This is a genomic window from Trichloromonas sp., from assembly GCF_041583255.1.
In the GTDB taxonomy this organism is placed as follows: domain Bacteria; phylum Desulfobacterota; class Desulfuromonadia; order Desulfuromonadales; family Trichloromonadaceae; genus Trichloromonas.
Genome location: NZ_JBFHGD010000002.1, coordinates 1 through 26,742 on the forward strand (window position 1 = coordinate 1; position 26,742 = coordinate 26,742).

28 protein-coding genes are annotated in these 26,742 nt (G+C 55.8%); 23 read left to right on the plus strand and 5 right to left on the minus strand.

Features of this window, described 5'->3' with window-relative positions; all coding sequences use genetic code 11:
• From ABYV89_RS00215 to ABYV89_RS00300, 18 genes are all read left to right on the plus strand, one after another.
• On the plus strand, window positions 1–177 hold a 177-nt coding region (locus tag ABYV89_RS00215; protein ID WP_432820935.1), incomplete at its 5' end, for an IS3 family transposase.
• A 112-nt stretch (window positions 178–289) separates the two neighbouring features.
• Window positions 290–919: a class I SAM-dependent methyltransferase gene (locus ABYV89_RS00220; RefSeq protein ID WP_432820895.1), complete on the plus strand. Its 630-nt coding sequence runs from the start codon at window positions 290–292 to the stop codon at window positions 917–919.
• Window positions 920–976: 57 nt separating this feature from the next.
• Window positions 977–2,446 (plus strand): MBOAT family O-acyltransferase, encoded by a 1,470-nt coding sequence (locus tag ABYV89_RS00225; RefSeq protein WP_432820896.1) that lies wholly within the window; start codon window positions 977–979, stop codon window positions 2,444–2,446.
• Window positions 2,447–2,453: 7 nt separating this feature from the next.
• The gene (locus ABYV89_RS00230; RefSeq protein ID WP_432820897.1) at window positions 2,454–3,509 is read left to right on the plus strand and encodes a hypothetical protein; all 1,056 of its coding nucleotides are present in this window, start codon (window positions 2,454–2,456) and stop codon (window positions 3,507–3,509) included.
• A 32-nt stretch (window positions 3,510–3,541) separates the two neighbouring features.
• A complete protein-coding gene (gene gmhA / locus ABYV89_RS00235) occupies window positions 3,542–4,138 on the plus strand; it encodes a D-sedoheptulose 7-phosphate isomerase (protein ID WP_432820898.1) in 597 nt (198 codons plus the stop codon).
• A 166-nt stretch (window positions 4,139–4,304) separates the two neighbouring features.
• Window positions 4,305–5,261, plus strand: a complete 957-nt coding sequence (locus ABYV89_RS00240) for a hypothetical protein (RefSeq protein WP_432820899.1) — start codon at window positions 4,305–4,307, stop codon at window positions 5,259–5,261.
• Window positions 5,262–5,285: 24 nt separating this feature from the next.
• The gene (gene hldE, locus ABYV89_RS00245) at window positions 5,286–6,758 is read left to right on the plus strand and encodes a bifunctional D-glycero-beta-D-manno-heptose-7-phosphate kinase/D-glycero-beta-D-manno-heptose 1-phosphate adenylyltransferase HldE (RefSeq protein ID WP_432820900.1); all 1,473 of its coding nucleotides are present in this window, start codon (window positions 5,286–5,288) and stop codon (window positions 6,756–6,758) included.
• A gap of 3 nt (window positions 6,759–6,761) precedes the next feature.
• A complete protein-coding gene (gene gmhB / locus ABYV89_RS00250; RefSeq protein WP_432820901.1) occupies window positions 6,762–7,343 on the plus strand; it encodes a D-glycero-beta-D-manno-heptose 1,7-bisphosphate 7-phosphatase in 582 nt (193 codons plus the stop codon).
• Between the two features lie 38 nt (window positions 7,344–7,381).
• Complete coding sequence (locus tag ABYV89_RS00255; RefSeq protein ID WP_432820936.1) at window positions 7,382–8,698, plus strand: nucleotide sugar dehydrogenase; 1,317 nt, start codon at window positions 7,382–7,384, stop codon at window positions 8,696–8,698.
• 7 nt (window positions 8,699–8,705) lie between these two features.
• Entirely contained in the window at window positions 8,706–9,788 is a 1,083-nt protein-coding gene (rfbB, locus tag ABYV89_RS00260) for a dTDP-glucose 4,6-dehydratase (protein ID WP_432820937.1), read from the plus strand.
• Window positions 9,789–10,670, plus strand: a complete 882-nt coding sequence (rfbD, locus tag ABYV89_RS00265) for a dTDP-4-dehydrorhamnose reductase (protein ID WP_432820902.1) — start codon at window positions 9,789–9,791, stop codon at window positions 10,668–10,670. It begins immediately after the preceding gene.
• A 196-nt stretch (window positions 10,671–10,866) separates the two neighbouring features.
• A complete protein-coding gene (gene rfbA, locus ABYV89_RS00270; RefSeq protein WP_432820903.1) occupies window positions 10,867–11,739 on the plus strand; it encodes a glucose-1-phosphate thymidylyltransferase RfbA in 873 nt (290 codons plus the stop codon).
• Window positions 11,740–12,291, plus strand: coding sequence for a dTDP-4-dehydrorhamnose 3,5-epimerase (rfbC, locus tag ABYV89_RS00275; RefSeq protein ID WP_432820904.1), 552 nt, complete (start codon window positions 11,740–11,742; stop codon window positions 12,289–12,291). It abuts the gene before it with no gap.
• A gap of 19 nt (window positions 12,292–12,310) precedes the next feature.
• Complete coding sequence (locus tag ABYV89_RS00280) at window positions 12,311–13,189, plus strand: YicC/YloC family endoribonuclease (protein ID WP_432820905.1); 879 nt, start codon at window positions 12,311–12,313, stop codon at window positions 13,187–13,189.
• 19 nt (window positions 13,190–13,208) lie between these two features.
• Window positions 13,209–13,853 carry a guanylate kinase gene (gene gmk / locus ABYV89_RS00285; protein ID WP_432820906.1) on the plus strand — a complete coding sequence of 215 codons (645 nt, stop codon included), beginning with the start codon at window positions 13,209–13,211 and terminating at the stop codon, window positions 13,851–13,853.
• A gap of 26 nt (window positions 13,854–13,879) precedes the next feature.
• The gene (gene rpoZ, locus ABYV89_RS00290; RefSeq protein ID WP_432820907.1) at window positions 13,880–14,086 is read left to right on the plus strand and encodes a DNA-directed RNA polymerase subunit omega; all 207 of its coding nucleotides are present in this window, start codon (window positions 13,880–13,882) and stop codon (window positions 14,084–14,086) included.
• A gap of 128 nt (window positions 14,087–14,214) precedes the next feature.
• Entirely contained in the window at window positions 14,215–16,368 is a 2,154-nt protein-coding gene (locus ABYV89_RS00295) for a RelA/SpoT family protein (protein WP_432820908.1), read from the plus strand.
• 23 nt (window positions 16,369–16,391) lie between these two features.
• Entirely contained in the window at window positions 16,392–16,775 is a 384-nt protein-coding gene (locus ABYV89_RS00300) for a RidA family protein (protein WP_432820909.1), read from the plus strand.
• Window positions 16,776–16,839: 64 nt separating this feature from the next.
• Here the strand turns inward: ABYV89_RS00300 and rpmB are convergent, their stop codons facing one another.
• From rpmB to purM, 5 genes are all read right to left on the minus strand, one after another.
• Complete coding sequence (rpmB, locus tag ABYV89_RS00305) at window positions 16,840–17,031, minus strand: 50S ribosomal protein L28 (protein WP_432820910.1); 192 nt, start codon at window positions 17,029–17,031, stop codon at window positions 16,840–16,842.
• 98 nt (window positions 17,032–17,129) lie between these two features.
• A complete protein-coding gene (locus ABYV89_RS00310; protein ID WP_432820911.1) occupies window positions 17,130–18,395 on the minus strand; it encodes a hypothetical protein in 1,266 nt (421 codons plus the stop codon).
• Window positions 18,396–18,446: 51 nt separating this feature from the next.
• The gene (locus ABYV89_RS00315; protein WP_432820912.1) at window positions 18,447–18,893 is read right to left on the minus strand and encodes a DUF523 domain-containing protein; all 447 of its coding nucleotides are present in this window, start codon (window positions 18,891–18,893) and stop codon (window positions 18,447–18,449) included.
• Window positions 18,894–18,941: 48 nt separating this feature from the next.
• Entirely contained in the window at window positions 18,942–19,601 is a 660-nt protein-coding gene (gene purN / locus ABYV89_RS00320; protein WP_432820913.1) for a phosphoribosylglycinamide formyltransferase, read from the minus strand.
• A 13-nt stretch (window positions 19,602–19,614) separates the two neighbouring features.
• Complete coding sequence (gene purM / locus ABYV89_RS00325; RefSeq protein ID WP_432820914.1) at window positions 19,615–20,664, minus strand: phosphoribosylformylglycinamidine cyclo-ligase; 1,050 nt, start codon at window positions 20,662–20,664, stop codon at window positions 19,615–19,617.
• Window positions 20,665–20,942: 278 nt separating this feature from the next.
• Between purM and rimI the strand changes: the two genes are divergently transcribed.
• The 5 genes from rimI (at window position 20,943) to ABYV89_RS00350 (ending at window position 26,742) form a co-directional block, all read left to right on the plus strand.
• Window positions 20,943–21,410: a ribosomal protein S18-alanine N-acetyltransferase gene (rimI, locus tag ABYV89_RS00330; RefSeq protein WP_432820915.1), complete on the plus strand. Its 468-nt coding sequence runs from the start codon at window positions 20,943–20,945 to the stop codon at window positions 21,408–21,410.
• The gene (locus tag ABYV89_RS00335) at window positions 21,407–22,264 is read left to right on the plus strand and encodes a dihydroorotate dehydrogenase electron transfer subunit (RefSeq protein ID WP_432820916.1); all 858 of its coding nucleotides are present in this window, start codon (window positions 21,407–21,409) and stop codon (window positions 22,262–22,264) included. The genes rimI and ABYV89_RS00335 overlap by 4 nt, the downstream gene beginning before the upstream one ends.
• An 11-nt stretch (window positions 22,265–22,275) precedes the next feature.
• Window positions 22,276–23,211, plus strand: a complete 936-nt coding sequence (locus ABYV89_RS00340) for a dihydroorotate dehydrogenase (protein WP_432820917.1) — start codon at window positions 22,276–22,278, stop codon at window positions 23,209–23,211.
• Window positions 23,212–23,274: 63 nt separating this feature from the next.
• Window positions 23,275–25,938 (plus strand): CBS domain-containing protein, encoded by a 2,664-nt coding sequence (locus ABYV89_RS00345; protein WP_432820918.1) that lies wholly within the window; start codon window positions 23,275–23,277, stop codon window positions 25,936–25,938.
• 123 nt (window positions 25,939–26,061) lie between these two features.
• Window positions 26,062–26,742 carry a site-2 protease family protein gene (locus ABYV89_RS00350; protein ID WP_432820919.1) on the plus strand — a complete coding sequence of 227 codons (681 nt, stop codon included), beginning with the start codon at window positions 26,062–26,064 and terminating at the stop codon, window positions 26,740–26,742.

Genomic DNA, 26,742 nt, shown 5'->3' on the forward strand with positions numbered 1-26,742 from the left:
CATCACCGCCGCTATGCTACGAGGAGAGAGGCGGTGCGGGAGATCACGGAGTACATCGAAATCTTCTACAACCGCCAACGGCGCCAGAAGCGATTGGGCTATCTCTCGCCAGCTGCCTACGAGCGGAAATATTTCAAAGAGCTAAGAGCTGCTCAGGAGTTTGGTGTCCACTATTGACGACCGACCCCACTATACGGACACTACCATTTCATGCAGCTCGCAGCCTGAATCTTTTTTGAGAGAACATCATATTTATAAGTTGGCTTTTTTGAAGACTCGGAGGGTATTTATGAGGAAAGTAGAAGGTTTTGTCGATTATCAGAAAAATGGGTGGGATTCGTTTTTTAAAAGCAAAGGCGATGGCTGGCGGAATAAAGATTACATTGGACTTTCAAGGGTTTTTGACCTGTCGGCCCTCAATGGCTCATTGCTAGATGTTGGATGCGCTCTTGGTGATGGTTTCATGTTTTTGCAAACCCATTGTCCTGATGTGACACATTTGTCAGGATCAGATTTTTCCGAATATGCAATTGATAAGTGCAGAAACAAACCATGCCTCAAATTTGTCGATTTTTTTATCCACAATATTGAGGATTCCTTTACGGGAAAGTATGACAATGTAATTTGCCTTCAAACACTTGAACATGTATCAGATCCGGTTTTGGCGTTGCAAAATCTCATTGCTGCTACAAACCAAGTTTTGATCGTAGCAACACCATACAAGAATAGGAGACCCGATGAAAACCATCTCTGGGTGTTTGACGAGGAAGATTTCGTCGATTTACTTGATGATTACTGTCTTGATAAGAAAAAAAAGAATATTTACTGGATTCTTGATAAACAGAAAAAAGGACTTTCCTTTAGAAAGTCTGGTAAGATCTCGCGTATTTTAAAGGTTTTACGTATACCGGGCTTTTAAGGATGCCTAGCCTCGGATACATTTCGCGGAAAGTTCAGGGGGGGCGCGACCAACGCTATGCTCTTTAATTCTTATATCTATATTTTCCTGTTCTTCCCGGTGGTCGCCGCTGTCTATTTCGCTCTCAACAGGATGCGCCTGGTGCTCGCTGCCAAGGCGTGGCTCGTTCTGGCGTCACTCTTCTTCTACTCCTACTGGAACCCGGTATACCTACCCATTATCTTGGGTTCGATGTTGGTCAATTACGGTATCGGTACCGCGCTCTCCCGTGCCGCTGAGAAGGGGGCGGGGCGCCTGACTGTCTCACCTCAGGGCTTACTTCTTTTCGGGATACTTCTCAACCTGGGTCTGCTCGGGTACTATAAATACGCCGATTTTTTTATCGCCAACCTCAACTGGGCCGGAGCCGGTCTGCCTCTGCTGCACCTGGTCCTTCCCCTTGCGATCAGCTTCTTCACCTTCCAGCAAATTGCTTATCTCGTCGATAGCTACCGGAACGAGACGAGGGAATATGACTTCCTCAACTATTGCTTGTTTGTCTCTTTCTTCCCGCAACTTATCGCTGGTCCCATCGTTCATCACCGGGAGATGATGCCCCAGTTCGCCAGCTTGCGGAACAGCTTGGTTAACTACCGCAACATTGCCGTCGGACTGATGATTTTCTCTCTCGGACTGTTCAAGAAGGTCGGCATAGCTGACAGCTTTGCGGTTTGGGCAACTGCGGGCTTCGATCAGGCTCCGGTTCTCAACCTGGTCGAAGCGTGGGCAGCTTCCATGAGCTATACTCTTCAGCTTTACTTCGATTTCAGTGGCTACACCGACATGGCAATCGGGTCGGCTCTTCTGTTCAATATTCGTCTGCCTCTCAACTTTAATTCCCCCTACAAGGCAGTCAATATTCAGGATTTCTGGCGCCGTTGGCACATGACCCTGAGCCGATGGCTTCGCGACTACCTGTATATTCCCCTTGGGGGGAGCAAGCACGGAGAGACTCGCACCTACGTTAACCTGTTTCTCACATTCCTGCTTGGTGGTTTGTGGCATGGCGCCGGCTGGACCTTTGTGTTGTGGGGGGGGATGCATGGGATCGGTACCAGCGTTCATAGATTCTGGCAATCGATGGGGCTGAAAATGCCCCGTTGGCTGGGATGGTCGGTGACCTTCCTCTTCGTTCATTGTGCATGGGTTTTTTTTCGAGCCACAACCTTCGATGATGCCATGAAGGTTTTTCGCGGCATGGTTGGCCTCACCGGTGTTATGCTGCCAGAAAAGTTGCAGGGGAGCCTCGCCACTTTAGCGCCGGCTGGTGTGACCTTCGGAAAATATCTGGAAAATATCGGTGGCTCAGACCATACCGTTTTTATGGTCCTCATCTTTGCCTTGGTTGCCTTCTTGGGCCCGAATTCCATGGAATTGAAGGAACGTTTTCGTCCTTCATTCCGATACATGATACTTGTCGCGGCGGTACTGATAGCTGGCTTGCTCAATCTCACAAAGATGGCCGAATTCCTCTACTTCAATTTTTAGGTTGACCATGTCCAACTACAGAAAATGGGTACATCGCACACTGATGTTGATTTTGGCCTTACTGCTCGGGATCATGATAAGCAATTTCGTCGTGGACCCGTTTCAACACTTTCGCAAGGCGTCCTTCTATCGCACCTACTTCAAGGAAGAGCGGTACCTTAACCCTGGCATCGCCAAAACCTTCGAGTATGATACGGTGATCGTTGGCTCTTCGATGATCCAAAACTTTCGACCATCGGCGGTTGATTCCATCCTCAATACGGTTTCGGTGAAATTGCCTATCCCAGGGTCAAGTGCCTATGAACAGAGTCTCACGCTCGATACGGCGCTGAGGACCGGCAAGGTCCGTCGCGTTCTGTTCGGGCTCGACCTTTTCTCCTTCAAGGGCGCTCCGAAGCGACTTTCTGGAGGGGAGGGGAGCATTCCATTTTATCTATACGATGACGACCCTTTCAACGATCTAAAATACCTCTTGAGCCTCGATACTCTGATATTCTACAAATACATTATACGATCTACGCTGGCAGGAAGAGATGCCAGGAAGCTGGAGATGGATAACTATGGATACTGGGGGGACCGCTTTGACTTCGGCAGTGTTCAAGTCCTTGAGGATTGGAAGACAGGAAACTTTAACAAAAATGCGGTAACCGCCGATTTTTCCGTGAAGGTGCTAAAGGAGAGTTTTGACGCTAACTTTCTTGATCATTTTCGGGCAAATCCGGAAGTGCGATTCGATCTTTTCTTTCCCCCATATTCGGTTCTCGTGTGGCTCGATTGCCGGGAGAAAGGGCTTCTTGACGATTTTCTTCTTTTCAAGCAGTATGTCGTCTCGGCCGTCGCCAATCTGGATAACGTGCAAGTGTTTGACTTTCAGGCCGAAGAGAAGATCATTGCCGATCTTGGCAACTACAAGGACGTGTCCCATTATTCCCCAGCGATTAACGAACTCATGACCAGGGCTATCGCCGAGAACGAATATCGGGTCGACCCGCGCAGCATCGAGGCAATCAACGACCGCTTGCGGGCCCTGATTGCCGACGCGTCGATCCGTTATTTGCACTGACCCCTGGGGGGGCCATAAGGAGAAGATGTTTAATGGATATAAAGATAGCTGATCACTTTGCCGGGCACGCCCTGGTTCTCGATGCGGTTGCAAAATCGCTATCGGGGTTGATCGAGGTATTCTCCAAGGTGTTGACCGAGTCTTTCGAGAAGGGAAACAAGGTCCTGATCATGGGGAATGGCGGCTCTGCCGCGGATGCTCAGCACTTCGCCGCTGAATTGATCGGTCGTTTTTTGATGGAACGCCGCGCCCTTCCGGCTGTTGCGCTTTCCACCGACACCTCCATTCTTACGGCGGTGGGGAATGACTATGGTTTCGATGAGGTTTTTCGTCGCCAGGTGGAGGCGCTTGTTTGTCCGGGTGACGTGGTGGTAGGGATCTCGACCAGCGGTAACTCCGAAAACGTCTACCGTGCCTTAGAGGCAGCCCGTGAAGGTGGATGTTCCACCGTGGGGCTGCTCGGCCGGGATGGCGGGCGCATTGCCCCTCTGGTTGATATCGCGCTGACCGTTCCCAGTAGCTACACTCCGTACATCCAGGAGGCCCATGTGACCATCATCCACCTGGTGTGCGATCTCGTCGAACAGGGGCTCTTTGCTCGGCCGCAGAGGGGGGATGAAGTGTCTTAACCGAGCAGTTTTGGCTGACTCCGTTCTGCCGGACCGATCGGTTCAGACAATACAACCTCTCCTTCGCCGAAGGGGAAGCCACTGCCGGTAAGGCGCTGCTTCGCAAGTTGGCGAAGCAAGGGCAGTGGCCGGCGACTCGTGACTTAGGCTCGGAAGGAAATTACGCATGAAAGACTATCGACCTGTTGATTTGAAAAACGTCACCACTTATTCAATCGCAACTCGTGACAATAAAGTAAATGTTGGTGAGCATTTTGCCCGGCCGCCACAGGCAAATATGGTTTTTGGCGATTTTTTCGACACGCTGCCTCGCCTGCTTGGCGCCGACTCCCTGCGCGGTGTGGTTGACGCTGTGGTGCAAGCTCGGAGCAAGGGCCGACCGGTGGTGCTGGCCCTGGGGGGCCACGTCATCAAATGTGGCCTGCAGCCGGTGCTGAAAAGGCTTATCGAAGCTGAGGTAATCACTGCCGTGGCCATGAACGGGTCAGCATCGATTCACGACTTCGAAGTCTCTCTGGTCGGTGCCACCTCCGAGGATGTCGGTGCGGTGCTCCATACCGGCGAGTTCGGTTTTTCTGAGGAGACTGGCGGCGGCATAAATCGTGCTCTTAAGGCGGCGATGGCGCAGGGGATCGGCTTCGGCGAGGCGATCGGACGTTGTATCGTCGATGGAGAGCATCCCTACCGTGATTACAGCCTGCTGGCTGCCTGCGTGGAGAAGAGGATTCCGGTTACGGTGCACGTGGCTATCGGCACCGACATCATCCATCAGCATCCGGAGTTCGATGGGGCGGTGACGGGCGAGATGTCGGCCCGCGATTTCCGGCTGCTCACCTCGGTGGTCGCCGACCTTGGCGATGGCGGCGTATGGCTGAATGTCGGTTCCGCGGTTCTGCTCCCCGAGGTTTTCCTCAAAGCTCTGTCCATCGCCCAGAATCTCGGTTATCATGTCGATGGATTCAGTACGGCGAATTTTGACATGATTCAGCACTATCGTCCGCTCCAGAATGTCGTCAAGCGTCCGACTTCGGGGAGTGGCAAGGGGTATACCATCACCGGTCATCATGAGATCAACATTCCTTTTTTTGCCGCCGCCGTTCTTGATCGACTCGGCAATGGGTAAAATTACATTCACTATGGTTTTTAAATGAATCGCATAGAAATTGAAGAATTCCTGGGACGCCTGAAGAATGTCCGGGCTCTGGTTATCGGTGATCTGATGCTCGATGAATACCTGTGGGGTAAAACCGAGCGCATTTCCCCCGAGGCCCCTGTGCAGGTTGTGGATATCGGGCGGGAAGATCTGCGGCTGGGCGGCGCGGGGAATGTGGTCAACAATCTGATTGCCCTCGGCTGCCATGTCCAGGTTGTCAGCGTTCTCGGCGATGACACCGATGGGCGTTGTCTGCGTGCCATGCTGGAGGCCAAGGGGATTGCCATTGATGGGGTCTTCATGGCTTCGGGGCGTGTGACCAGTCGCAAGACGCGGGTTCTGGCCAGCAATCAGCAGATGCTCAGGATTGACCGTGAATCTCGCGAGTCGATCGATTCCGCTCTGACTGAGCAACTGCTGGCTCATATCCGCAGCGTTGCAGACCGGTTCCAGGTCATTCTGGTGTCTGATTACCTTAAGGGGGTTCTGACCGAACCGTTGCTGCAATCGGTGATTGCCATCGGACGCGAAAAAGGGGTTCCGGTGGTGGTCGATCCCAAGGGGGATGATTATGGCAAATATCGCGGAGCGACCCTGCTGACGCCAAACCGTAAAGAAACACAGAAGGCCTCGGGCGTTGCAATCGTGGATGAACCCTCCCTGCTGCAGGCCGGCCGTAGTTTGCGGCAAAATGTCGATCTCGATGCTCTGGTTCTGACCCGCAGCGAAGAAGGGATGAGCCTGTTTCTTCGCGATGGGCGGGAATTGCACATGCCAACCGAGGCCAGGGAGGTGTTCGATGTTTCTGGCGCCGGCGACACCGTGCTGTCGGTGATCGGCGTGGGTCTGGCGGCGGGGCTGAGCCTTGAACAGGCTGCTGTGGTTTCCAATCTGGCCGCCGGAGTAGTGGTCGGCAAGGTCGGCACCTCCACGGTATCTCCGCAGGAAATACTGCAGGCCGCCGGCGATGCTCATCCCGATACCGATCTTAAAATCAAAGGGTGTCAAGTGCTCAAAAACATCCTTGATCGGGAGCGGGAGCGTGGCCGCAGCATCGTCTTCACTAACGGTTGCTTTGATCTGCTGCATGTTGGTCACGTCAAGTATTTGCAAGCGGCTCGGCGCTTGGGAGACCTGCTGGTCCTCGGGCTTAATTCTGACGATTCGATCCGCCGGCTCAAAGGGCCGAATCGCCCGCTTATCGGGGAAAATGAACGGGCCCATATCCTGGCCGCCCTCGATTGCATCGACCACGTGGTGGTCTTCGACGAGGACACACCTCTGGAGTTAATTAGCGCCCTGCGGCCTGACATCCTGGTCAAAGGGGGGGACTATAATCCTGAAGGCGTGGTCGGCAAGGATGTGGTCGAGGGCTACGGTGGACGGGTCGAGCTGATCCAGTTCGTCGACGGCAAGTCGACCACCAATATCATCGAAAAAATCCTCGCCCAGTACGGAGAAAAATAGGCTGTGTACAAGGCTGTTTTTCTCGACCGCGACGGTACGATCAATGTTGAAAAGAATTACCTGTACCGGTCTGAGGATTTCACGTTTATCGATGGCGTTCCGCAGGCCATCCGCCGACTCAACGATGCTGGTTATCTCGTTGTTGTGGTGACCAACCAGTCCGGGGTGGCTCGCGGGTATTTTACCCGCGAGGACGTCGATCTGTTGCACCGACATCTGCAGCGGGAGCTGGAATTGGACGGAGCAACAATCGACGCCTTTTACCTGTGCCCCCATCATCCTCTTGAAGGGGTGGGGGAACTGAAGATCGATTGTGAATGCCGAAAAGGGAAACCGGGCATGCTGCTTCAGGCAGCTGCCGAACTGAAGATCGATCTCAAGCAGTCATACATGATTGGCGATAAACTTGCCGACATCGAGGCGGGGGGCTCGGCCGGCTGTGCCTCGATACTGGTGCTGACCGGATACGGTGCAGGCGAAACCGACAGGGCATTGGCCGCCGGTGCGTTGGCCGTAGTCGATGACTTGCCGAAAGCTGTCGACTATATTCTCCAATACAGCAACCCGGCTGACTGCCGGTGTTGATACCCACTTTTTTTAACTGACCTCTGGAGGTTCTGGTGATGGTTGATTTCAAGGCGATACAATCAGGTAACGCAACAGTTGGCGTAATCGGCCTTGGTTATGTTGGTTTACCTCTGGCGGCAGCATTCGGACATAAAGCCAAGGTAGTCGGTTTCGATATCAGCATTAAAAAGATCAAGCAACTGAGGGACGGTTTTGATGAAACAGGGGAATTGACCGCCGAAGAGCTTGCCTGTACGGCTATTGACTATACTACCAGTGCCGAACGGCTTAAGGACGTCTCCTTTTTTATTGTCACGGTTCCAACTCCCATCGATGACCACAACAAGCCGGATCTGACACCTGTCGTGTCGGCGTCACGTTCCATCGGGCGTAACCTGTCTGCTGGGGCGATAGTTGTTTACGAGTCGACGGTTTATCCCGGCGTTACCGAGGATATCTGTGTGCCGGTGCTGGAGCAGGAATCGGGGCTCAAATGCGGCGTCGATTTCAAGGTCGGTTATTCGCCTGAGCGGATCAATCCCGGTGACAGGGTCCACACGGTTGACAAAATCGTCAAGGTGGTTTCAGGCCAGGATGAAGAAACGTTAGAGACCGTAGCCAAGGTCTACGAGATGGTAGTCACCGCAGGGGTGCACCGGGCTTCCTCGATCAAGGTCGCAGAAGCGGCCAAGGTCATCGAAAACACCCAGCGTGATCTGAATATCGCCCTGATGAACGAGCTTGCTATCATTTTCAACAAAATGGACATCCCGACCAGGGACGTACTGGCTGCGGCCGGAACCAAGTGGAATTTTCTCAAATTCACTCCGGGTTTGGTCGGTGGCCACTGCATCGGGGTCGATCCCTATTATCTCACCTTCAAGGCGGAAGCCGTAGGATACAATCCTCAGGTGATTCTCGCCGGTCGGCGCATCAACGATTCGATGGGTAAATACGTCGCCGAAAACACGGTTAAAAAACTTATTCATGCAGACAAGGCGGTCAAGGGGAGCCGGGTATTGATCCTTGGTTTGACCTTCAAGGAAAATGTTCCCGACATCCGCAACAGCAAGGTAATCGACATCGTCCGCGAGTTACGCGAGTACGGCATCGAGACTCTGGTTCATGATCCGGTGGCTTCCGCCGAGGAAGCACGGGCGGAATACGGTGTCGAGCTCTGCAGTCTGGAACACATTGGCGCCGTTGATGCTTTGGTGCTTGCCGTGGCGCACAAGGCCTATGAGGAGTTGTCGGTGGAGCAGTTGAAAAAACTGTGCTCCAACGGCAATGGGCAGGGGGTGGTCATCGATGTCAAGTCGATCCGTTCCCGGCAGGAAATCGAAAATGCGGAATTGGTTTACTGGAGTCTCTGATATTATGATGCGCACTATTCTGGTCACCGGGGGCTGTGGTTTTATCGGGTCCAATTTCATCCGTTTTGTCCTGGCAGGGAACCGCGACATACGACTGATCAACCTCGACAAACTGACCTATGCCGGCAATCCGCTTAATCTTGCCGATATCGAACAGGACTCTCGCTACCGTTTTGTGCAGGGTGACATCGGCGATGCCGTCTTGCTGGAACAGCTGTTTGCCGAAGAGCAGATCGGTACGGTTATTCATTTTGCAGCCGAGTCCCATGTCGATCGCAGCATTCAAGGCCCGGCTGAGTTCATTCAGACCAACATCGTCGGTACCTTCAGATTGCTTGAGGCCGCCCGCAAGGCATGGCTCTCTGATTCTGACTCGAATCACCGGTCACCGGTCACGAATCACCGTTTTTTACATATAAGCACCGACGAGGTGTATGGGTCCCTCGGCGAAACCGGCTATTTTGTCGAAACGACCCCCTATGCCCCCCGCTCTCCCTATTCGGCCAGCAAGGCGTCTTCCGATCACCTGGTCAGCGCCTACTTCCATACCTACGGACTGCCCGTGGTGACGACCAACTGCTCCAACAATTACGGTCCGTACCAGTTTCCCGAAAAACTGATCCCGCTGGTTTTCAACAATGCCTTGCAGGGAAAGGAACTGCCGGTTTACGGCGATGGGAAAAATGTGCGCGACTGGCTTTATGTCGCCGATCATTGTCAAGCGATTTGGTCTGTTCTTAAGCATGGGCATCTTGGAGAAACCTACAATATCGGTGGCAATAACGAAAAACAGAACATCGAGATCGTGCATGCTGTCTGCGACCTGCTTGACGAGCGGGTCGGCCTGCTGGCGTCCGGCAAACCGCGCCGTACATTGGTCCGTTATGTCAAAGATCGCCCCGGTCATGATCATCGCTATGCGATTGATGCCGCCAAGATCAAGCAGGAATTGGGCTGGCAGCCGGCCATGACCTTCGAACAGGGGATCAGAAAGACCGTTGACTGGTATCTCGAGCATAGCGATTGGATTTCTAACGTTCTCGACGGTTCTTATCAGGACTACTATCAGCGGATGTACGGAGAAAAGTAGATGCCCCCCCAACGAATGGCTCTCATTGGTTCCAAAGGGATGCTGGCGCAGGCTGTCCGCGAGTCTTGCACGTCTTTCTACAGGATTCTGCCTTATGACCTACCCGAATTCGATTTGACTGATCGCGAGCTTGTGCTGCAGGTCCTTGGTTCTGCTCGACCCGATATAATTGTCAACTGTGCGGCTTATACCAATGTTGACCAATGTGAATCTGAACCTGTCCTGGCCCACAAAGTCAACGGGGACGGTCCCGGTTTTCTTGCCGAGGCCGCTAAGATTGTCGGCGCAGTGCTGATTCATTTTTCAACCGATTACGTTTTTGATGGTACCCAGACAACCCCATACCGGGAAGCGGATGCCCCGCGGCCGAAGTCCGAGTACGGTCGCTCAAAACTGCGCGGCGAGATGGCAATTGCCAACAGCGGTCTTGAAGAATATTACATTCTGCGCACCAGCTGGCTCTACGGCCCCGGCGGTAAGAACTTTGTCGAAACGATCGTTCGCTTAGCCGGTGAACGTGAGGAGCTGCGGGTCGTTGCCGATCAGTTCGGAGGGCCTACCTTTACTCGCGATCTGGCTGAGGCCCTGCATCAGTTGATCGACAATCGGGCAAATTACGGAATTTACCACTTTTCCAATGGCGGTGAGTGCTCATGGTACGACTTTGCTGCAGAAATTGTAGCTCAGGCTCATAAACAGGATTTGAATTTGAGTCTTCTCCGCTTGTTGCCAATTCGAACAGAAGAATATCCGTTGCCTGCCCCAAGGCCGGCGTATTCAGTCTTCTGTACCAAAAAATATGTCAACGCAACCAGCGCAGCAGTACCCGTTTGGCAGGATGCTCTGGGCCGTTATTTTGCTGAGCGCAAAAAAGTAGTCTGACTTGTTTAATGATGTCATTTAAGCCCAATAAAGTCTTGTTAGCAATGCAACCTATTCATCTTTGAATTGTGTATCATGGGGTGCTGCCAGCGGGTTAAATGCCGTCCATGGAGATGTCGACGGCTCTCATTTCTTGCCCGAACGGTCGGTCAGGTACCGTACGGATCCGTATCCATTTATACCGGGGGTTTTTTTTATGATTAAAAAAGGGATTGTTCTGGCTGGCGGCGCGGGCAGCCGGCTCTATCCGCTCACCCTGGTGGCGAGCAAGCAGCTGCAGCCGGTGTACGACAAGCCGATGATCTATTACCCGATTTCGACCCTGATGCTGGCTGGCATCAGGGATATCCTGATCATCTCCACGCCGCAGGATACGCCGAGATTCGAGGCCTTGCTTGGCGACGGCAGCCGGTTCGGGGTCAGCTTTCGTTATGCGGTTCAGGCAGAGCCCAAGGGAATTGCCCAGGCATTCATCGTGGGTGAAGAATTCATCGGCAGCGATTCGGTTTGCTTGATCCTCGGCGACAACCTTTTTTATGGTCGGATGGAGCTCAGCAGGATTGTCTCGGAATTTTCCGGCGGGGCCAAGATATTCGGTTATCCGGTCAAAGATCCGGAACGCTACGGAGTGGTCGAATTCGATAAGCAGGGGCGTGCGGTCGGCATCGAAGAAAAACCGCTGAAACCGAAGTCGAATTTTGCGGTTCCGGGGCTGTATCTGTATGACAACAAGGTGGTCCAGATCACCCGTGAGCTCAAGCCGTCGGCTCGCGGTGAATTGGAAATCACCGATGTCAACCTGGAGTACCTGCGGCGGGGCGAACTGATGGTTGAGCAGCTGGAGCGGGGGATTGCCTGGCTGGATACGGGAACCCACATGAGCCTCCTTGAAGCCAGTCACTTCATCGGTACCCTGGAGGCGCGCCAGGGGCTGAAGATTGCCTGCCTGGAGGAGATTGCCTACGAAAAGGGCTTTTTGAATAAAGATCAGTTGGTCAAAATTATTCAGCATACGCCCAAATCGAGCTATCGGGAGTATCTCGAGACACTGCTGCGGGAACAGCTCTAAATGAACGTGGTCGCTACCGAAATTCCTGATGTATTGCTCGTTGAGCCCAAAGTTTTTGGTGACCAGCGCGGTTTTTTCTACGAAAGCTTCAACGAGCGCCTCTGGCAGGAGCAGACCGGGCTGGAAGACCGTTTTGTCCAGGACAATCACAGCCGGTCCGGCCAGGGCGTTCTGCGAGGATTGCATTACCAGATCTGCCGGCCCCAAGGAAAACTGGTCCGCTGTGTCGTGGGGGAAGTCTTCGACGTCGCTGTCGATCTGAGAAGAAAGTCCAATACCTTCGGCCGCTGGGTCGGGGTTCACCTGTCTGCGGAAAACAAGCGTCAGCTATGGGTTCCCGCAGGCTTTGCCCACGGCTTTTTGGTGTTGTCTGAAGTAGCCGAGTTTCTCTACAAAACCACCGAATACTATTATCCTGAACATGAACGTTCCATCGCCTGGGATGACCCGTTTATCGGCATCAAGTGGCCACTGGAGCGCCGCCCGCAGCTTTCGGCAAAAGACAGCGTTGCGCCTTCTTTTGCCGAAGCAGAAAAATACGAGTTGATCTAAAAAAGTTAGTGAGGTTCTGATGGTTGCAAGCATGACCGGGTACGGCAAGGGACAGGCCGAGGTTGAGGGGATTGCCCTTGCCGTGGAAATCAAGACGGTCAATCACCGTTACGGCGATGTGACGGTTAAAAGTCCGAGGTTTCTGTTCCCCTATGAAAATGATATTAAAAAAAGGGTCGCCGAAGTGCTCAAGCGCGGCAAGATCGACGTTTTCGTCAGCCAGGACGCCTCCTCCGAAAAGGGGATGGTTCCCGCGTTGAACCGTCCGCTCGCTGCCGCTTATGTTGAGGTGTTTGAAGAAATGCGCGGGGCCTTCGGTTTGTCCGGTGACGTTCCGATGGCTCTGCTGGCAGCGCAGAAAGACGTGATCACCATTCGCGAGGGGGAGCTGAATGAGTCGGCTCTGCTGAGCTGCCTTGACCAGGCGCTGGGGCAGGCGCTGGAAGCGGTACGCCAGATGCGCTGTGCGGAAGGGGAGGCGACACTGCGGGACATGCAGACCCGGATCGACCTGCTCGAAGAGATGCTGGTCGGCGTTGAGCTGCGGGCGCCGCAAGTCGCTTCTGAATGGCGGGACAAGCTGGAGGCGCGGCTGGCCAAGCTGCAGAAGGACTTCGATTACGAACCTCAGCGGGTCGCCCAGGAAATCGCCATCTTTGCCGACCGCTGTGATATCAGCGAAGAGGTTACCCGTTTCAAGAGTCACCTGGTGCAGTTTCGCGGGCTCTTCGTGCAGGCTGAACCGATTGGACGGCAGATGGACTTTCTGGTGCAGGAACTGAACCGCGAGGTCAACACCATGGGATCCAAATCCAACGATGCCGACCTGACCAGGGTCGTGGTCAGCATGAAGGCCGAGCTCGAAAAGATTCGCGAGCAGGTTCAGAACATCGAGTAATCAGTGAGGTCCGGATCAAGTGAATAGCAGCAGTCAGCGCTCAGGGGGCAACCTGTTTGTCGTTTCGGCTCCATCGGGGGCCGGCAAAACCTCCTTGTGCAAGGAGATCATTGACTTTTTCCCGGGGTTGCGGCATTCTGTCTCGTACACTACGCGAGCGCCCCGTTCCGGAGAAATCGACGGCAAGGACTATCATTTCGTCTCCCGCGACGTTTTCGATGGGATGATAGCCGACGGGGCTTTTGCCGAATGGGCCGAGGTTCACGGCAATGGCTACGGTACGGCGATCAGAACACTCGACGATGCCCAGGCCGCCGGGTACGATATCCTGCTTGAGATCGATTGCCAGGGGGCCGCGCAGATCAAAAACAATTACCGGCAGGGGGTTTTTGTTTTCATTCTGCCTCCAGATTTAGCCGAATTGAAACGACGACTTGAAAGTCGTGGAACCGATTCTGCCGAAGTTATTGCCCGACGCATCGACAACGCCCAGGGCGAAATCCGCGAGGCGATCTGGTATGATTACCTTGTGGTCAATGATGTTTTTGCTGTGGCACTCGATCAATTCAAGGCGATTGTCATTGCCGAAAATTGCCGTACGGCCCGGATTCTCGGCTCGGTTGCCGCTGAATTCGGCTTTTCGGATCTAATAGAAAATACTTAAAGCGATTCCTAAAAGGAGCCAAGATAATGGCACGTATTACCGTTGAAGATTGTCTGCGTCAGATTCCCAATCGTTTTCTTCTGGCCATGGTTGCGGCCAAGCGCGCCAAGCAGCTGTACAAGGGCGGGCAGTCGCTGATTGAAAACAAGGCCAACAACAAAAAAATCGTGCTGGCCCTGCGTGAAGTGGCCGCAGGTAAAATCGAGTACGAGATTCCTGCCCGCAAAAAATAGGCCGATCCGGTTGCTGCCTGTTTTATCACGGCAAAAGTCAACATGCTGCATCAGCCTGAAATAACCCACACGATTGCCGGCGGATATCTGCCGGCAATCGTTTTTGTCGCTGCACCGGGTAAAATGCCGTGATTCGACTCGACGATATCCTCGAAAAAATCCTTTCCTACAATGCCGGAGCCGACCTGGACGCGGTGCGCAAGGCGTATGTTTTCAGCGCCAAGGTCCACCAGGGGCAGATGCGCCTTTCCGGCGAGCCTTACCTGACCCATCCGATGGAAGTGGCGTACATCCTTGCTCAGCTCAAGATGGATGTGCCGACCATCGTTACCGGCCTGCTGCACGACACCATCGAAGACACCCTGACGACCAGCGAAGAACTGCGCACTATTTTCGGCGACGAGGTGGTAGAGCTTGCCGACGGCGTCACCAAGCTCAGCAAGATGACCTTCCGCACCCGCGAAGAGCGCCAGGCCGAGAGTTTTCGCAAGATGCTGCTGGCGATGGCACGGGATATCCGGGTTATCCTTATCAAGTTGGCGGATCGTCTGCACAACATGCGCACCCTCGGTTTTCAGCCGGATGCGCGACAGCAGAAAATCGCCCAGGAAACTCTCGATATCTATGCGCCGCTGGCCAACCGCATGGGTATCAGCTGGATCAAGGGGGAGCTTGAGGACCTGGCCTTCCGCTATCTCGAGCCCGAAGCTTACGCCGATTTGCAGGCAAAAGTCAGTGAAAAGGAAAAGGCTCGCGGCGGTTACATCGAAGAAGTACAGGCGATCATTTTCGAGAAACTTCAGGAAAACGGGATCAAGGGGAGTGTCTCCGGACGTTCCAAGCACCTCTTTTCGATCCACAAGAAAATGGAGCGGCAGGGGGGGGATCTGGATCAGATTTATGACCTGATCGCCTTTCGTATCCTTGTCGATTCGATCCGCGAATGCTATGGCGTTCTCGGCATCATTCATTCGGTGTGGAAGCCGATTCCCGGGCGCTTCAAGGACTACATCGCCATGCCCAAGGCGAACATGTACCAGTCGCTGCATACGACGGTTATCGGTCCGCACGGTGATCGCATGGAAGTCCAGATCCGCACCGAGGAAATGCACCAGATCGCCGAAGAGGGTATCGCCGCTCACTGGAAATACAAGGAAGGCAAGGGAGTCACCGCGACCGGCCGGGATGACAACCGCTTCCGCTGGTTGCGCCAGTTGCTCGAGTGGCAGCAGGAGGTCAAGGACTCCAAGGAATTCATGGACTCGGTCAAGGTCGACCTCTTTCCTGAAGAAGTCTATGTATTTACTCCCAACGGCGACGTCAAGGAGCTGCCCAAGGGGTCGACCCCGATCGATTTCGCCTACAGTATCCATACCGATGTCGGCAGCCGCTGTGTCGGGGCCAAGGTCAACGGCAAGCTGGTCCCTTTGAAGACCACGTTGAAAAACGGCGACATGGTCGAGGTCTCTACCTCGCCCAACCAGACGCCGAGCAAGGACTGGCTGGCGTTTGTCCGCACTTCCAAGGCGCGCAACAAGATCCGCAGCTGGGTCCAGCAGGAACTGCGTGAGAAGAGTGTCGAACTCGGGCGTGGACTGCTGGAAAAGGAGCTGCGTAAGTACGACTGCAGCCTCAAGCGGGTGCTGGCTTCCGGTGAATTGACCGCGGCTGGCGAAGAGCTGGGCTTCCATTCCATCGATGACATGGTCGCTGCGATCGGTTACGGCAAGGTTCCCTTGGGCCAGGTCATCAGCCGGGTCGTGCCGCAGGAAAAACTTAAGGCCGAACGTCCCAAGGTGGGCAAGATCGGCAAGGTTATCGATAAGATCCGCAAGAAGCCCTCGAGCGCCATCAAGATCCATGGGGTGGAGGATATCATGGTGCGCTTCGCCAAGTGCTGCAGTCCGCTTCCCGGCGATCCGGTGATTGGGTTCATCACCCGCGGCCGCGGGGTGACGGTGCATGCGATCGTTTGCCCCCATGTGCGTGAGCTTGACCCTGAACGACGAGTCGAGGTTGAATGGGACCGCAAGAAGAAGGCGACCCGACCGGCCAAAATCCGCGTTCACTGCGTCAACCAGAAGGGGATGCTGGCCGGAATCACCGGCGCCATCACCAACTGTGAGGCCAATATTACCAGTGCCCAGGTTCAGTCAACGCCCGATGACCGCGGTGTCAACATTTTTGAAGTCGATGTTCAGGATCTCGAACACCTGAACCTCGTCATTAATGCGATCATGAAAATCAAGGGTGTTTATAAAGTTGAGCGGATGCGCCATTGAGGCGTTTACCCACGGAGGATTCCATGCCTATCGAAAAGATTGAAACCGCTGCCGCCCCTGCCGCAATCGGACCCTATTCACAGGGGGTGCGGGCTGGAGACTACGTCTACTTTTCCGGTCAGATCCCGCTTGAGCCGAAGAGCGGAACGGTAGTGACCGGTGGTATTGAAGCCCAGGCCGGGCAGGTGATGAAGAACATGGAGGCGGTGCTGAAGGGCGCCGGTCTTTCATTCGCGCAGGTGGTCAAAACGACCATCTACCTGACCGACCTGAATGATTTCGCAGTGGTCAACGATATTTACGGGAGTTTTTTTGCGGGGGTTTATCCGGCGCGGGCAACCGTTCAGGTTGCTGCATTGCCGAAAGGTGTTTCCGTGGAGATCGAATGGGTCGCCTACTGCGGTTAGGGCAGGGGATGGTTGAATCGCATAAACAAAAGAGGGGGAGCCGGTTGGGCTCCCCCTCTTTTGTTTAAAGAGCTTTGGTCACAGCACCGGAGCGAATGCAACGGGTGCAGACCTTGATGGAGCGCACAGTCCCCTTGTCTACGGCTTTAACCTTCTGCAGGTTCGGATACCATACCTTGCGGGTTTTGTTATGTGCATGACTGACGTTGTTGCCGGTCGTCGGTTTTTTTCCACAAATTTCACAGATCTTAGCCATCTTTAATATCCTCCTGGAAGTTTGGAACGCAATTATCTACCATGGTTGCGGCCGTATTGCAACCCTTTTTTATGGAAATTATACGCAGGTGGGGGCTTTTAATCCCGCGGCTTGTCTGCCCGCAACAGATGCCTGGCCAAAGCGAAGCCGGTCATGATTTCACCGGTGCTGCCCAAATGGGGCAGGGCATCCATCCCACTGCCAAGCAGCAGATTCTTCCTCAGCCTTAGCCGCTGTGCGGTGCCCGGAAAAGCACTGCAGGCCGGCCAGCGTGAATCACCGGCGGTTGCTTCGCCGGTGGGCGCAGGAAAGAGATTGAACGATGCAAAGGGCAGAATGCCGGCCAGTTGTGAACGCAGTTCATCGTCGTTTGGCGCGGCCAGGCCGACAGCAGCCCTGGATTCCGTTGTGCAGACCGTACCCGTTGGTGTCGGCGTCAGGGTAACTCGTAGCGGTTGCGGATCGGCCAGAATGACTCGGGATGCCAGCACCGGGGCAATCCCCAGGAGGATGGGCGATGTCTTCCATCGACAGGGGGGCTGCTGCTCCCCGAACAGTTTTTGATCACTTTCCGGCAGTACCTTGGCTGCCAGGGGACTGCCGACAAGGAGAACGTCGGCTGAGCAGGCTTTGTCGCTTTTCAAGAGTATTCTGCCGTCGCTGCCGATCTCTTTGATGGTTTCCAGCGGTTCGCAGCCGCCGTGAAACTGCTCATAGCGGCGCTGCAGCAAGTCATCGAGGGCAGACCTCGAGATCCCCTGGGCCTGGCAGGCGCTGCTCCAGAGCAACGCCCCTTCGGCGATGGTCAGACGGTCTGTCGAAGCCATGGCCAGGCCTGAAAAAAGCGCCTCCAGGCAGGCGCGCGGCGCCGGATCGATGATTTCATCAAGCAGGCTTGCTAACGGTTTTCGCAGGGTCCGCCAGCTAATACGGCTCAGCAGCAATTTTCGGCGGAAACGCAACCGGCCGGCAAGGTCGAACAGGGGAAGTCCGCCACAGTCAAGCAGGAGGGTTTCGAGTCGGGCACCCACGGTGACAAGGGAATCCAGGATGCGCGCGACCTGCTGGTGGGATGAGGGAAATTCGCGGCGCAACTCATCGGCCAGCAATTGTTTGCCATGCAATTCGAGCCGGCTCTCTTTTGTGATGACCTGGAGTCTGCGCGGGGTGGTGAGGCAGTTGCGCCCCCCGAGCTGATCTAATACCTGGCCCAGGTGGATGGAGTTGAACAGCCATGGCGTGACGGGGGAATTGGGCTGGCGGAAGGTCAGAACCTTTTTGCCGGCTTTGGCAAGCAGTACGGCAGCCAGGCGCGCTGCGAGGCTTTCGCCGAGGATGATAATGTCGTAGTGATGATGATGCACGATAATTGATGCTCGAAAAAAGAGGTCCAGGCCCTTTTGCTGGCCGTGCTGTTACAGGTCTTCTTCGCTGCAGACGTGCAGCCCTTCTTGCCTGAGCAGGGCGCAGGCAACCCCCTGGCCTTCGATAATGCTGTCGCCGAGATAGACCTGATGGACGCCGCAGGACGGGCTCCGCTCCTTGAGCAGGGCTTGCGTGCAACCGCAGAGCCGGGCGATTTTCAGGGTTTCGCGCGCACCCTGGATAAAGACATCGGTCATATCATTGTCCGCCGCGTTGACGACAGAACCGGTGCCAGCGAGAACCCTTTCGCCATCACCACAGGCGAAACGGCTTGCGGGCCGCGGGGTAGGCAGGCCGGCAAGCTGTTCCGGACAGACGGGAACCGGTGTCAGGTCATGTTGAGCAAGATATGAAAATACTTTTTCATTTCGCTTGGAACGGCCATCATAGCGGCTCTGAAGGCCGAGCAGGCAGGCGCTGACCAGGATCGGGGGCATAGTCCTCTCGCTATTCGTGCAGCAGCGGGAGTCAGACGCCCGCTGGGATCAACATATGGCAGGGTTGGCCAGGGACTGTGGGCACCAGTCGTCGGGAGGGTCTATGCAGACCCGCCGTCCACTCACCCGCAGGCGGCCTTCGGCGAAAAGCTGGATGGCACGGGGGTAGATCTGGTGCTCCTGTTCGAGAATCCGGGCGGAAAGGGTCGCTTCCGTATCGGAGTCAAGTACCGGCACAGCAGCCTGGATGATGATCGGTCCGGTGTCGGTGCCGGTATCGACGAAATGGACCGTGCAGCCGGAGATGCGGACCCCGTATTCCAGGGCTTTGCGTTGTACGTGCAGTCCGGGAAATGCCGGCAGCAGTGCCGGGTGAATGTTCATGATGCGATTGGGAAACGCCTCGACGAAGATTTCTGAGATGATCCGCATGAAGCCGGCCAGGATCACCAGGTCGACTTTGGCGTTCTGCAGGGCGCTGACCACCCGGTGATCGAACTCTTCGCGGCTGGCATAGCTGCGGTGATCAATGCAGGCAACCGGGATGCCGGCCTTGCTGGCGCGCTCGAGGGCTCCGGCGTCCTGATTGTTGCTGATGACCAGTACGATTTCGGCCGGCAGCGAGCCGTCCTGGCAGCGATCGATGATCGCCTGCAGGTTGGTTCCGCCGCCGGAGGCGAGGGCGCCGATGCGCAGTTTTTTGCTCACGGAAACTCCTTGGTCAGACCAGGACAACGCCTTCTTCATCGGCGCCGCACTTGGCGATTTCACCGATCAGGTACGATTGTTCCTTGAGGCCGGACAGGCGGACCATGATGTCGTCAGCTTCTGCTTCGGGGACCACGATGGCCATGCCGATGCCGTAGTTGAAGGTGCGGTACATCTCGTTTTCAACGATGTTTCCCCCTTCGCGCAGCAGCTCGAAGATCGGCAGCTTGGGCCAGCTGTTCTTTTCGATGACCGCCTGGCAGTGGCGGGGCAGCACTCGCGGAATGTTCTCGGTGAGGCCGCCGCCGGTGATGTGGGCCATTCCCTTGATCTGGAAATCCCGCAGCAGGTTCAGGATGGTTTTGACATAAATCTTGGTCGGGGTCAGCAGTTCGATGCCAAGCGGATTGGCCAGTTCAGGCAGGGTGCTGTCAATCGTCAGTCCCATCCGTTCGAAAAAGACCTTGCGGGCCAGGGAGAACCCGTTGGAGTGCAGGCCGCTCGAACCAATGCCGACGATCTTGTCGCCGACCGTGATGCTGGAGCCGTCGATAATGCGACTGTTATCAACCACGCCGACCGTGAAGCCGGCCAGGTCGTATTCACCATCCCCATACATGCCGGGCATTTCGGCAGTCTCGCCGCCGATCAGCGCGCAGCCGGCCTGGACACACCCTTCGGAGATGCCCTTGACGATTTCCGTCGCTTTTTCCGGCGAAAGTTTGCCGGTGGCCAGGTAATCGAGAAAGAAGAGGGGCTCGGCTCCTTGAACCACGATATCATTGACGCACATGGCGACCAGATCGATACCGACCGTGTCATGCTTATCGGTCATGAAGGCCAGTTTCAGCTTGGTACCGACTCCGTCGGTCGAAGCGACCAGGGTCGGTTTTTTGTATTTTTCGGCATTCAGGGAAAAGAGGCCGCCGAACCCACCGATATCGGTCAGAACTTCTGGCCGGGAGGTTGCTTTGACCAGTGGTTTGATCATCTGCACGAAGCGGTTGCCGGCATCAATGTCGACCCCGGCGTCCTTGTAGGTCGTAGTGTCCTGCTTGTTCAATGGTTTGGCTCCTCGTCTGGAAAAGTGGCTATTTTTTAAAACATTCCGCCTACATTTGTCAACGGCAAAGTCCCCGGCCGCGGCAATTCAAAACGAATAATTTCTTTACAGACAAAAGACCTGTATTTTATGATGCAAAGTCTTTATGGTCAGTTCTGGCCGGTGGCGACGGGCCCGTCATGCGCGCAGCGTGTAACTGTTATAGTGGGAATTTCAGGGGGTGAATTTCCGATTTGGCCAACGATTCAGACGACAGCTTACATTATAACATCCGTCCGATGGAAAAAAAGGATCTGGATGCAATCGTCGCCGCCGAGCGGCTCTGTTATGATTTCCCCTGGTCGGCAGACCAGTTTCTGCGGGAACTCGACAATCCGCTTGCTGCGGTTGACCTCCTTTTTATCGGGCGTCAGCTGGCCGGATATCTCTGCTCCTGGCTTATCTGCGGGGAATTGCATATCCACAACGTGGCGACGCTGCCGCAATTCCGCCGTCTTAAGGTTGCCGCCCGGCTGATGCGCCATGCGATGGCACGTTGCCCTGCCGAAGATCTGGAGAGGGTTTTTCTCGAGGTTCGGATCAGCAATGCCGGGGCGATCGCACTCTATAAATCGCTTGGCTTTTCCGAGGTCGGCATCCGGAAGGATTATTACCCGGGCGGAGAAGACGCGATATTGATGGAACTGAACATTGACCGGTCAAAGCAGGGTTTTTTATACATAAAAGGAGAAAGTTACGACGCATGAATAATTTCAAAACCATCATTCTGTCCAACCACGAGATCTCTCCCGGATATTTCCGGATGCGGATTTTGGCTCCTGAATTCGGCAAGGGGGCACGTCCCGGGCAATTTATCATGTTTCGGGTGCAGACCTCACTCCCCCCCTTGCTGCGCCGACCATTCGGTATTTTTCAGACCGGGTTTCTGCCGGCCGACTGCGATGGCCAGCCACCCAAGGAGTATCTGGAAATCCTCTATAAAGTCGTCGGCAGCGGTACCGCCATCATGAGCGGACTGCACGAAGGCGATCGGGTCGAAGTGCTCGGGCCGCTGGGGCGGGGATTCGACATGGGTACCCCGGGAAGCGAGAAGATCCTGGTCGGCGGCGGCATCGGCCTGGTGCCGCTCTACATGCTCGCCCGTGAACTGGTTAAGACCAGCAAGGTGCGCCTGCTGATGGGCGGACGTCGGCGTGATGACATCATCGTGGTGACCGAGTTCGAGCGACTCGGCGTCGAAACCTACGTGTCCACCGAAGACGGCAGCCTCGGTGAAGAAGGCCTGGTCACCCAGGTGCTGGAGCGCAAGCTGAAGAAATATCCCGAAGCCGATGTCTATGCCTGCGGACCGACGCCGATGCTCGAGGCGGTGCAGCGGATCTGCTCGGCGCACCAGGTCCCCCTCCAGGTATCCCTTGAAGCACTGATGGCTTGCGGGGTCGGCGCCTGTCTCGGCTGCGTGGTCAAGGGGGCCGGACATACGGATCTGACCCCCCGCTACCTGTGCACATGCAAGGAAGGCCCGGTATTCCGGGCCGAGCAGCTCGATTGGCAGAAAATGGGACAGGAAGAAGGCTACTGTGAGGGGTGCAAATCATGACCGGATGTGCGATGAAGACAGAGAAGAACGCCAAACGCCCGAACCTGGCCGTGGAAATCGCCGGGATCAAGCTGAAAAACCCGGTCATGCCGGCTTCGGGCACCTTCGGCTACGGTGAGGAATATGCCCCCTACCTCGATCTTGAGCAGATCGGCGCGATCGTGACCAAGGGCCTGTCGCTGAACCCGAAGGCCGGCAACCCGACGCCGCGCATCGCCGAAACCACCAGCGGCATGCTCAACGCCATCGGCCTGCAGAATGTCGGCGTCGACGATTTCATCAAGCATAAACTGCCCTTCCTGCGGGAAGTCAACACCCCGGTGATCGTCAACTTTTTCGGCAATACCTTAGAAGAATATGGTGAGGTTGCCAAACGGCTGTCCGATATCCCCGAAGTCGCCGGCCTTGAACTGAACATATCCTGCCCCAACGTCAAGCAGGGGGGGATCGTCTTCGGCACCGATCCGAAGGCGGCCGCCGAAGTCGTCAGCCTGGTGCGGAAAAGTTCGAATAAGCCGCTGATCGTCAAGCTGACTCCCAACGTGACCGACATTACCCTGGTCGCAAGAGCGGCGGCGGAAGCCGGAGCCGATGCGCTCTGCTGCATCAACACCCTGACCGGCATGGCGGTGGACGTCAAGACCCGCAAGCCGCGCCTGGCCAACAAGACCGGCGGCCTGTCCGGACCGGCCATCCGCCCGGTGGCTGTGCGTATGGTGCATCAGGTGGTCCAGGCGGTCAATATTCCGGTGATCGGGGTCGGCGGTATCTTCTGCGCCATGGACGCCCTCGAATTCCTGATTGTCGGGGCCACGGCCGTGCAGGTCGGCACCGCCAACTTTGTCGACCCCCGGGCGATGCTGAATGTCGTTGAAGGGCTCGAAAAATTCTGCATCGACGAAGGCATCTCCGACATCCGCGAACTGATCGGCAGCATCAAGCTGTAAAGAGTGAGGCGTGAGGAGTTATCCTCACGCCTCACCTTTTTTTTCTCACTCCTCACGGGCCCTATGGAAGTCATTACAACCCACGTCAATTCAGATTTTGATTGTCTGGGCGCCATGATTGCCGCCAGAAAGCTCTACCCGCAGGCCGAAATGGTCTTTGCCGGCTCCCAGGAGCGCAGCTTGCGGGCTTTTTTTCTTAAAAGCGCTTTTTACGCACATAATTTCAAGCGGGTTCGGGATATCGAACTCGACGCGGTCACCCGCCTGATCCTGGTCGATGTCAGGCAGTCGTCCCGAATCGGCCCCTTTGCCGCCGTTGCCGAGCGCGACGGCGTCGAGCTGCATATTTACGACCATCATCCTTTGGGGGCCGGCGACCTGAGGGGAACGCTCGAATGCATCGAGCCGGTCGGCGCAACGGTGACGGTCTTTGCGCACCTGTTCATAGAGCGGGGCATCGTGCCGAGCCCGGAAGAGGCGACCCTGATGATGCTCGGTCTCTATGAAGATACCGGCAGCCTCCTCTTTTCTTCAACCACGGTTCGGGATTTCCAGGCGGCGGCCTTCCTGCTGTCGCACGGAGCCAACCTCAACACCGTCGCCGACTTTTTAACCCAGGAACTCACGACCGACCAGGTCGCCCTGCTCAACGAGCTGATCAATACCAGCACCCTCCTCAATGTCAACGGCGTCGATGTGACCCTCGCGCACGCCTCGGTCGACCATTTTGTCGGTGACCTTGCCGTTCTCGCCCACAAGCTCAGGGACATGGAAAGCCTCGATGCGCTGATTATCGCCGTCCGCATGGAGGACCGCATCTTCATCGTCGGCCGCTCGCGCATCCCTGAAGTGCCGATGGGGAAAATCCTCGCCGAACTCGGCGGGGGAGGGCACGCCTATGCCGCGTCGGCCACCGTTCGCGACATGACCCTGATCCAGGTGCTTGAACGCTTTCCAACGCTGCTCCTGCATCATGTCAATCCCCGCTGGAAAGCCCGCCACCTGATGTCCGCTCCGGTGAAGACGATTTCCGATCAGGCAACCATCGGCGATGTTCGCCAGATTCTCACCCGCTACGGGTTCAGCGCACTGCCGGTGGTCTCTGCAGAAGGGACTGTGGTCGGGATCATTACCCGGCAGGTTGCCGAAAAGGCGGCCCATCACCAACTGAGCCAGGTTTCCGTGCAGAAGTACATGAGCGGCGAGTTCCAGGTGGTGGCCCCGGATGCCCCGGCGGAGCTGCTGAAAGAACTGATCGTCGGCCATAACCAGAGGTTTGTTCCGGTTATGGACAAGGGTGCGCTGGTGGGGGCGATCACCCGCACGGATCTGCTGCGGCACATGGTCTCAGGGGTACGTTCGGCGCCCATCACCCCGTTTGGTTCTGAACCGGCGACCCACCGTGGAGGGATCAAGCGCCGCCAGGTTCAGCGCCTGCTGCGCGAACAGCTCAGTGACGAGATGCAGGCTATCCTGAAGCAATGCGGGGAGGTCGGCGATGATCTGCAGGTTTCGATCTTCGCCGTCGGCGGATTCGTCCGCGATCTGCTGCTGCGGCAGGACAACCTCGACGTAGATATCGTGGTCGAAGGGGATGGTATTGCCTTCGCCCAGGAATTCGCCCGCCGTTACGACTGCCGGGTCAGGGCTCATCACAAATTCGGCACCGCCATCGTCATCTTCCCGCAGGGGTATAAACTCGACATCGCCTCGGCGCGTATGGAGTATTACCTGGAGCCTGGAGCCCTGCCGACGGTAGAGCATTCGTCCATCAAGCTCGATCTCTATCGGCGCGATTTCACCATCAATACCCTGGCGATCGCCCTCAACGGCAAGGAGTACGGTGAACTGCTCGATTTCTTTAGTGGGCAGCGCGATCTGAACGACAAGGTGTTGAGGGTGCTGCACAACCTCAGCTTCGTCGAAGACCCGACCCGGGTCTTTCGCGCCATCCGCTTCGAACAGCGTCTCGGTTTCCATCTCGGCTCGCATACCGACAGCCTGCTGCGTAGCGCGGTGCAGATGGGCTTTATGGACAAGGTCGGCGGCAGCCGGGTGTTCAATGAATTGACTATTATTTTCAAGGAGGCCAATCCTCTGCCGGCGGTCTTCAGGATGGCGGAACTCGATTTGCTGCAGTGCATCCATCCGTCGTTATCGTTCAATGAGCGCAAACGCCGCATTTTTGAAGCAGCCAGCCAAGCCGTACTCTGGTACGAGTTCCAGCATGCCGATGAGGACCTGCAACGTTGGCAGGTCTATTTTCTGTGCCTGTTCGCCGATCTCGAGCAGGCGGCAATCCACGGAATCAGCAGGCGGCTCGACATCCCGGTCCGGTTTCAGGAACTCTTCCGCAGCCAGCGCAGCCGCGCCCACCAGGTCCTTCGGCAGCTGGCTCGGCGTCACGGCAGCGCTACCCCACCGAAGCCAAGTGAACTGTATCGCTGGCTGCACCCGCTTTCCTCCGAGGCGCTGCTGTATATCATGGCTCGCATCGGAGAAGACGAGGTGCGGCGCTGGGTTTCCCGTTTTGTGACCCACATGCGCCAAGTCAAACCCCTGCTGGATGGCCACGATCTCAGGCGCCTCGGGATACCTCCCGGCCCGTGCTACAAAAAGATTCTCGATGCACTTCTGGAGGCCCGCCTCAACGGCAAGGTGGTATCCTTCGAAGATGAAATTGCCCTGATCGACAAACGTTTTCGTCCTTCGGCCAAACAGGAGTAAGAATGCCTGAAAAATGGTCGGAACGCCTCAAATGTCTCACGTTTCGAGGACGACGGTTCATTGACTTCCGGAGCCGCTTCTGTTACAAAGGCGAAGACATTTTGCGATTGGATTCATGGATTTATGGAACATATACTGGCAAAAATATCCATCATGCTGGTTCCGGCCCTGCTGGCCATCACCCTGCATGAGGTTGCCCATGGGTACATTGCTGAACGGCTTGGCGATCCGACGGCCCGGTTGCTTGGCCGCCTGACCCTGAACCCCTTCAAACACCTCGACCCGATCGGTACGGTGGCGCTGCTCTTCGTCGGCTTCGGCTGGGCCCGCCCGGTTCCGGTCAATTTCAGCAACCTGCGGCACCCCAAGAAAGACATGATCTGGGTGGCCCTGGCGGGCCCGCTGATCAACTTCAGCCTGGCGATCCTGTCTGTGCTTCTGCTCAAGGCGCTGACCTTTCTCGGCGGCATTTTTTCATCGGGCACGGTGGCGGCCGTTCTGCAGCCGCTCTCGCTGATGGCCGCTTTCAGCCTGTATATCAACGTCATCCTGGCGATTTTCAATATGCTGCCCATCCCGCCGCTGGACGGCGGCCGGGTGCTGATCGGCCTGCTCCCCGAAAAGCAGGGTGATTTCCTGGCCCGCTTCGAAGCGTTCGGTTTCGTCATCCTGATCTTCGTCATCTTCGCCACCCCGGTATGGCGGGTTCTCCTGCAGCCGGTGATCTCGTTTATTGTCGGCATGATGGCGGGAAGCGACATTTATGTCGTGGTGCGCGTCGTCAATTTCCTGTTCAGTCACTGA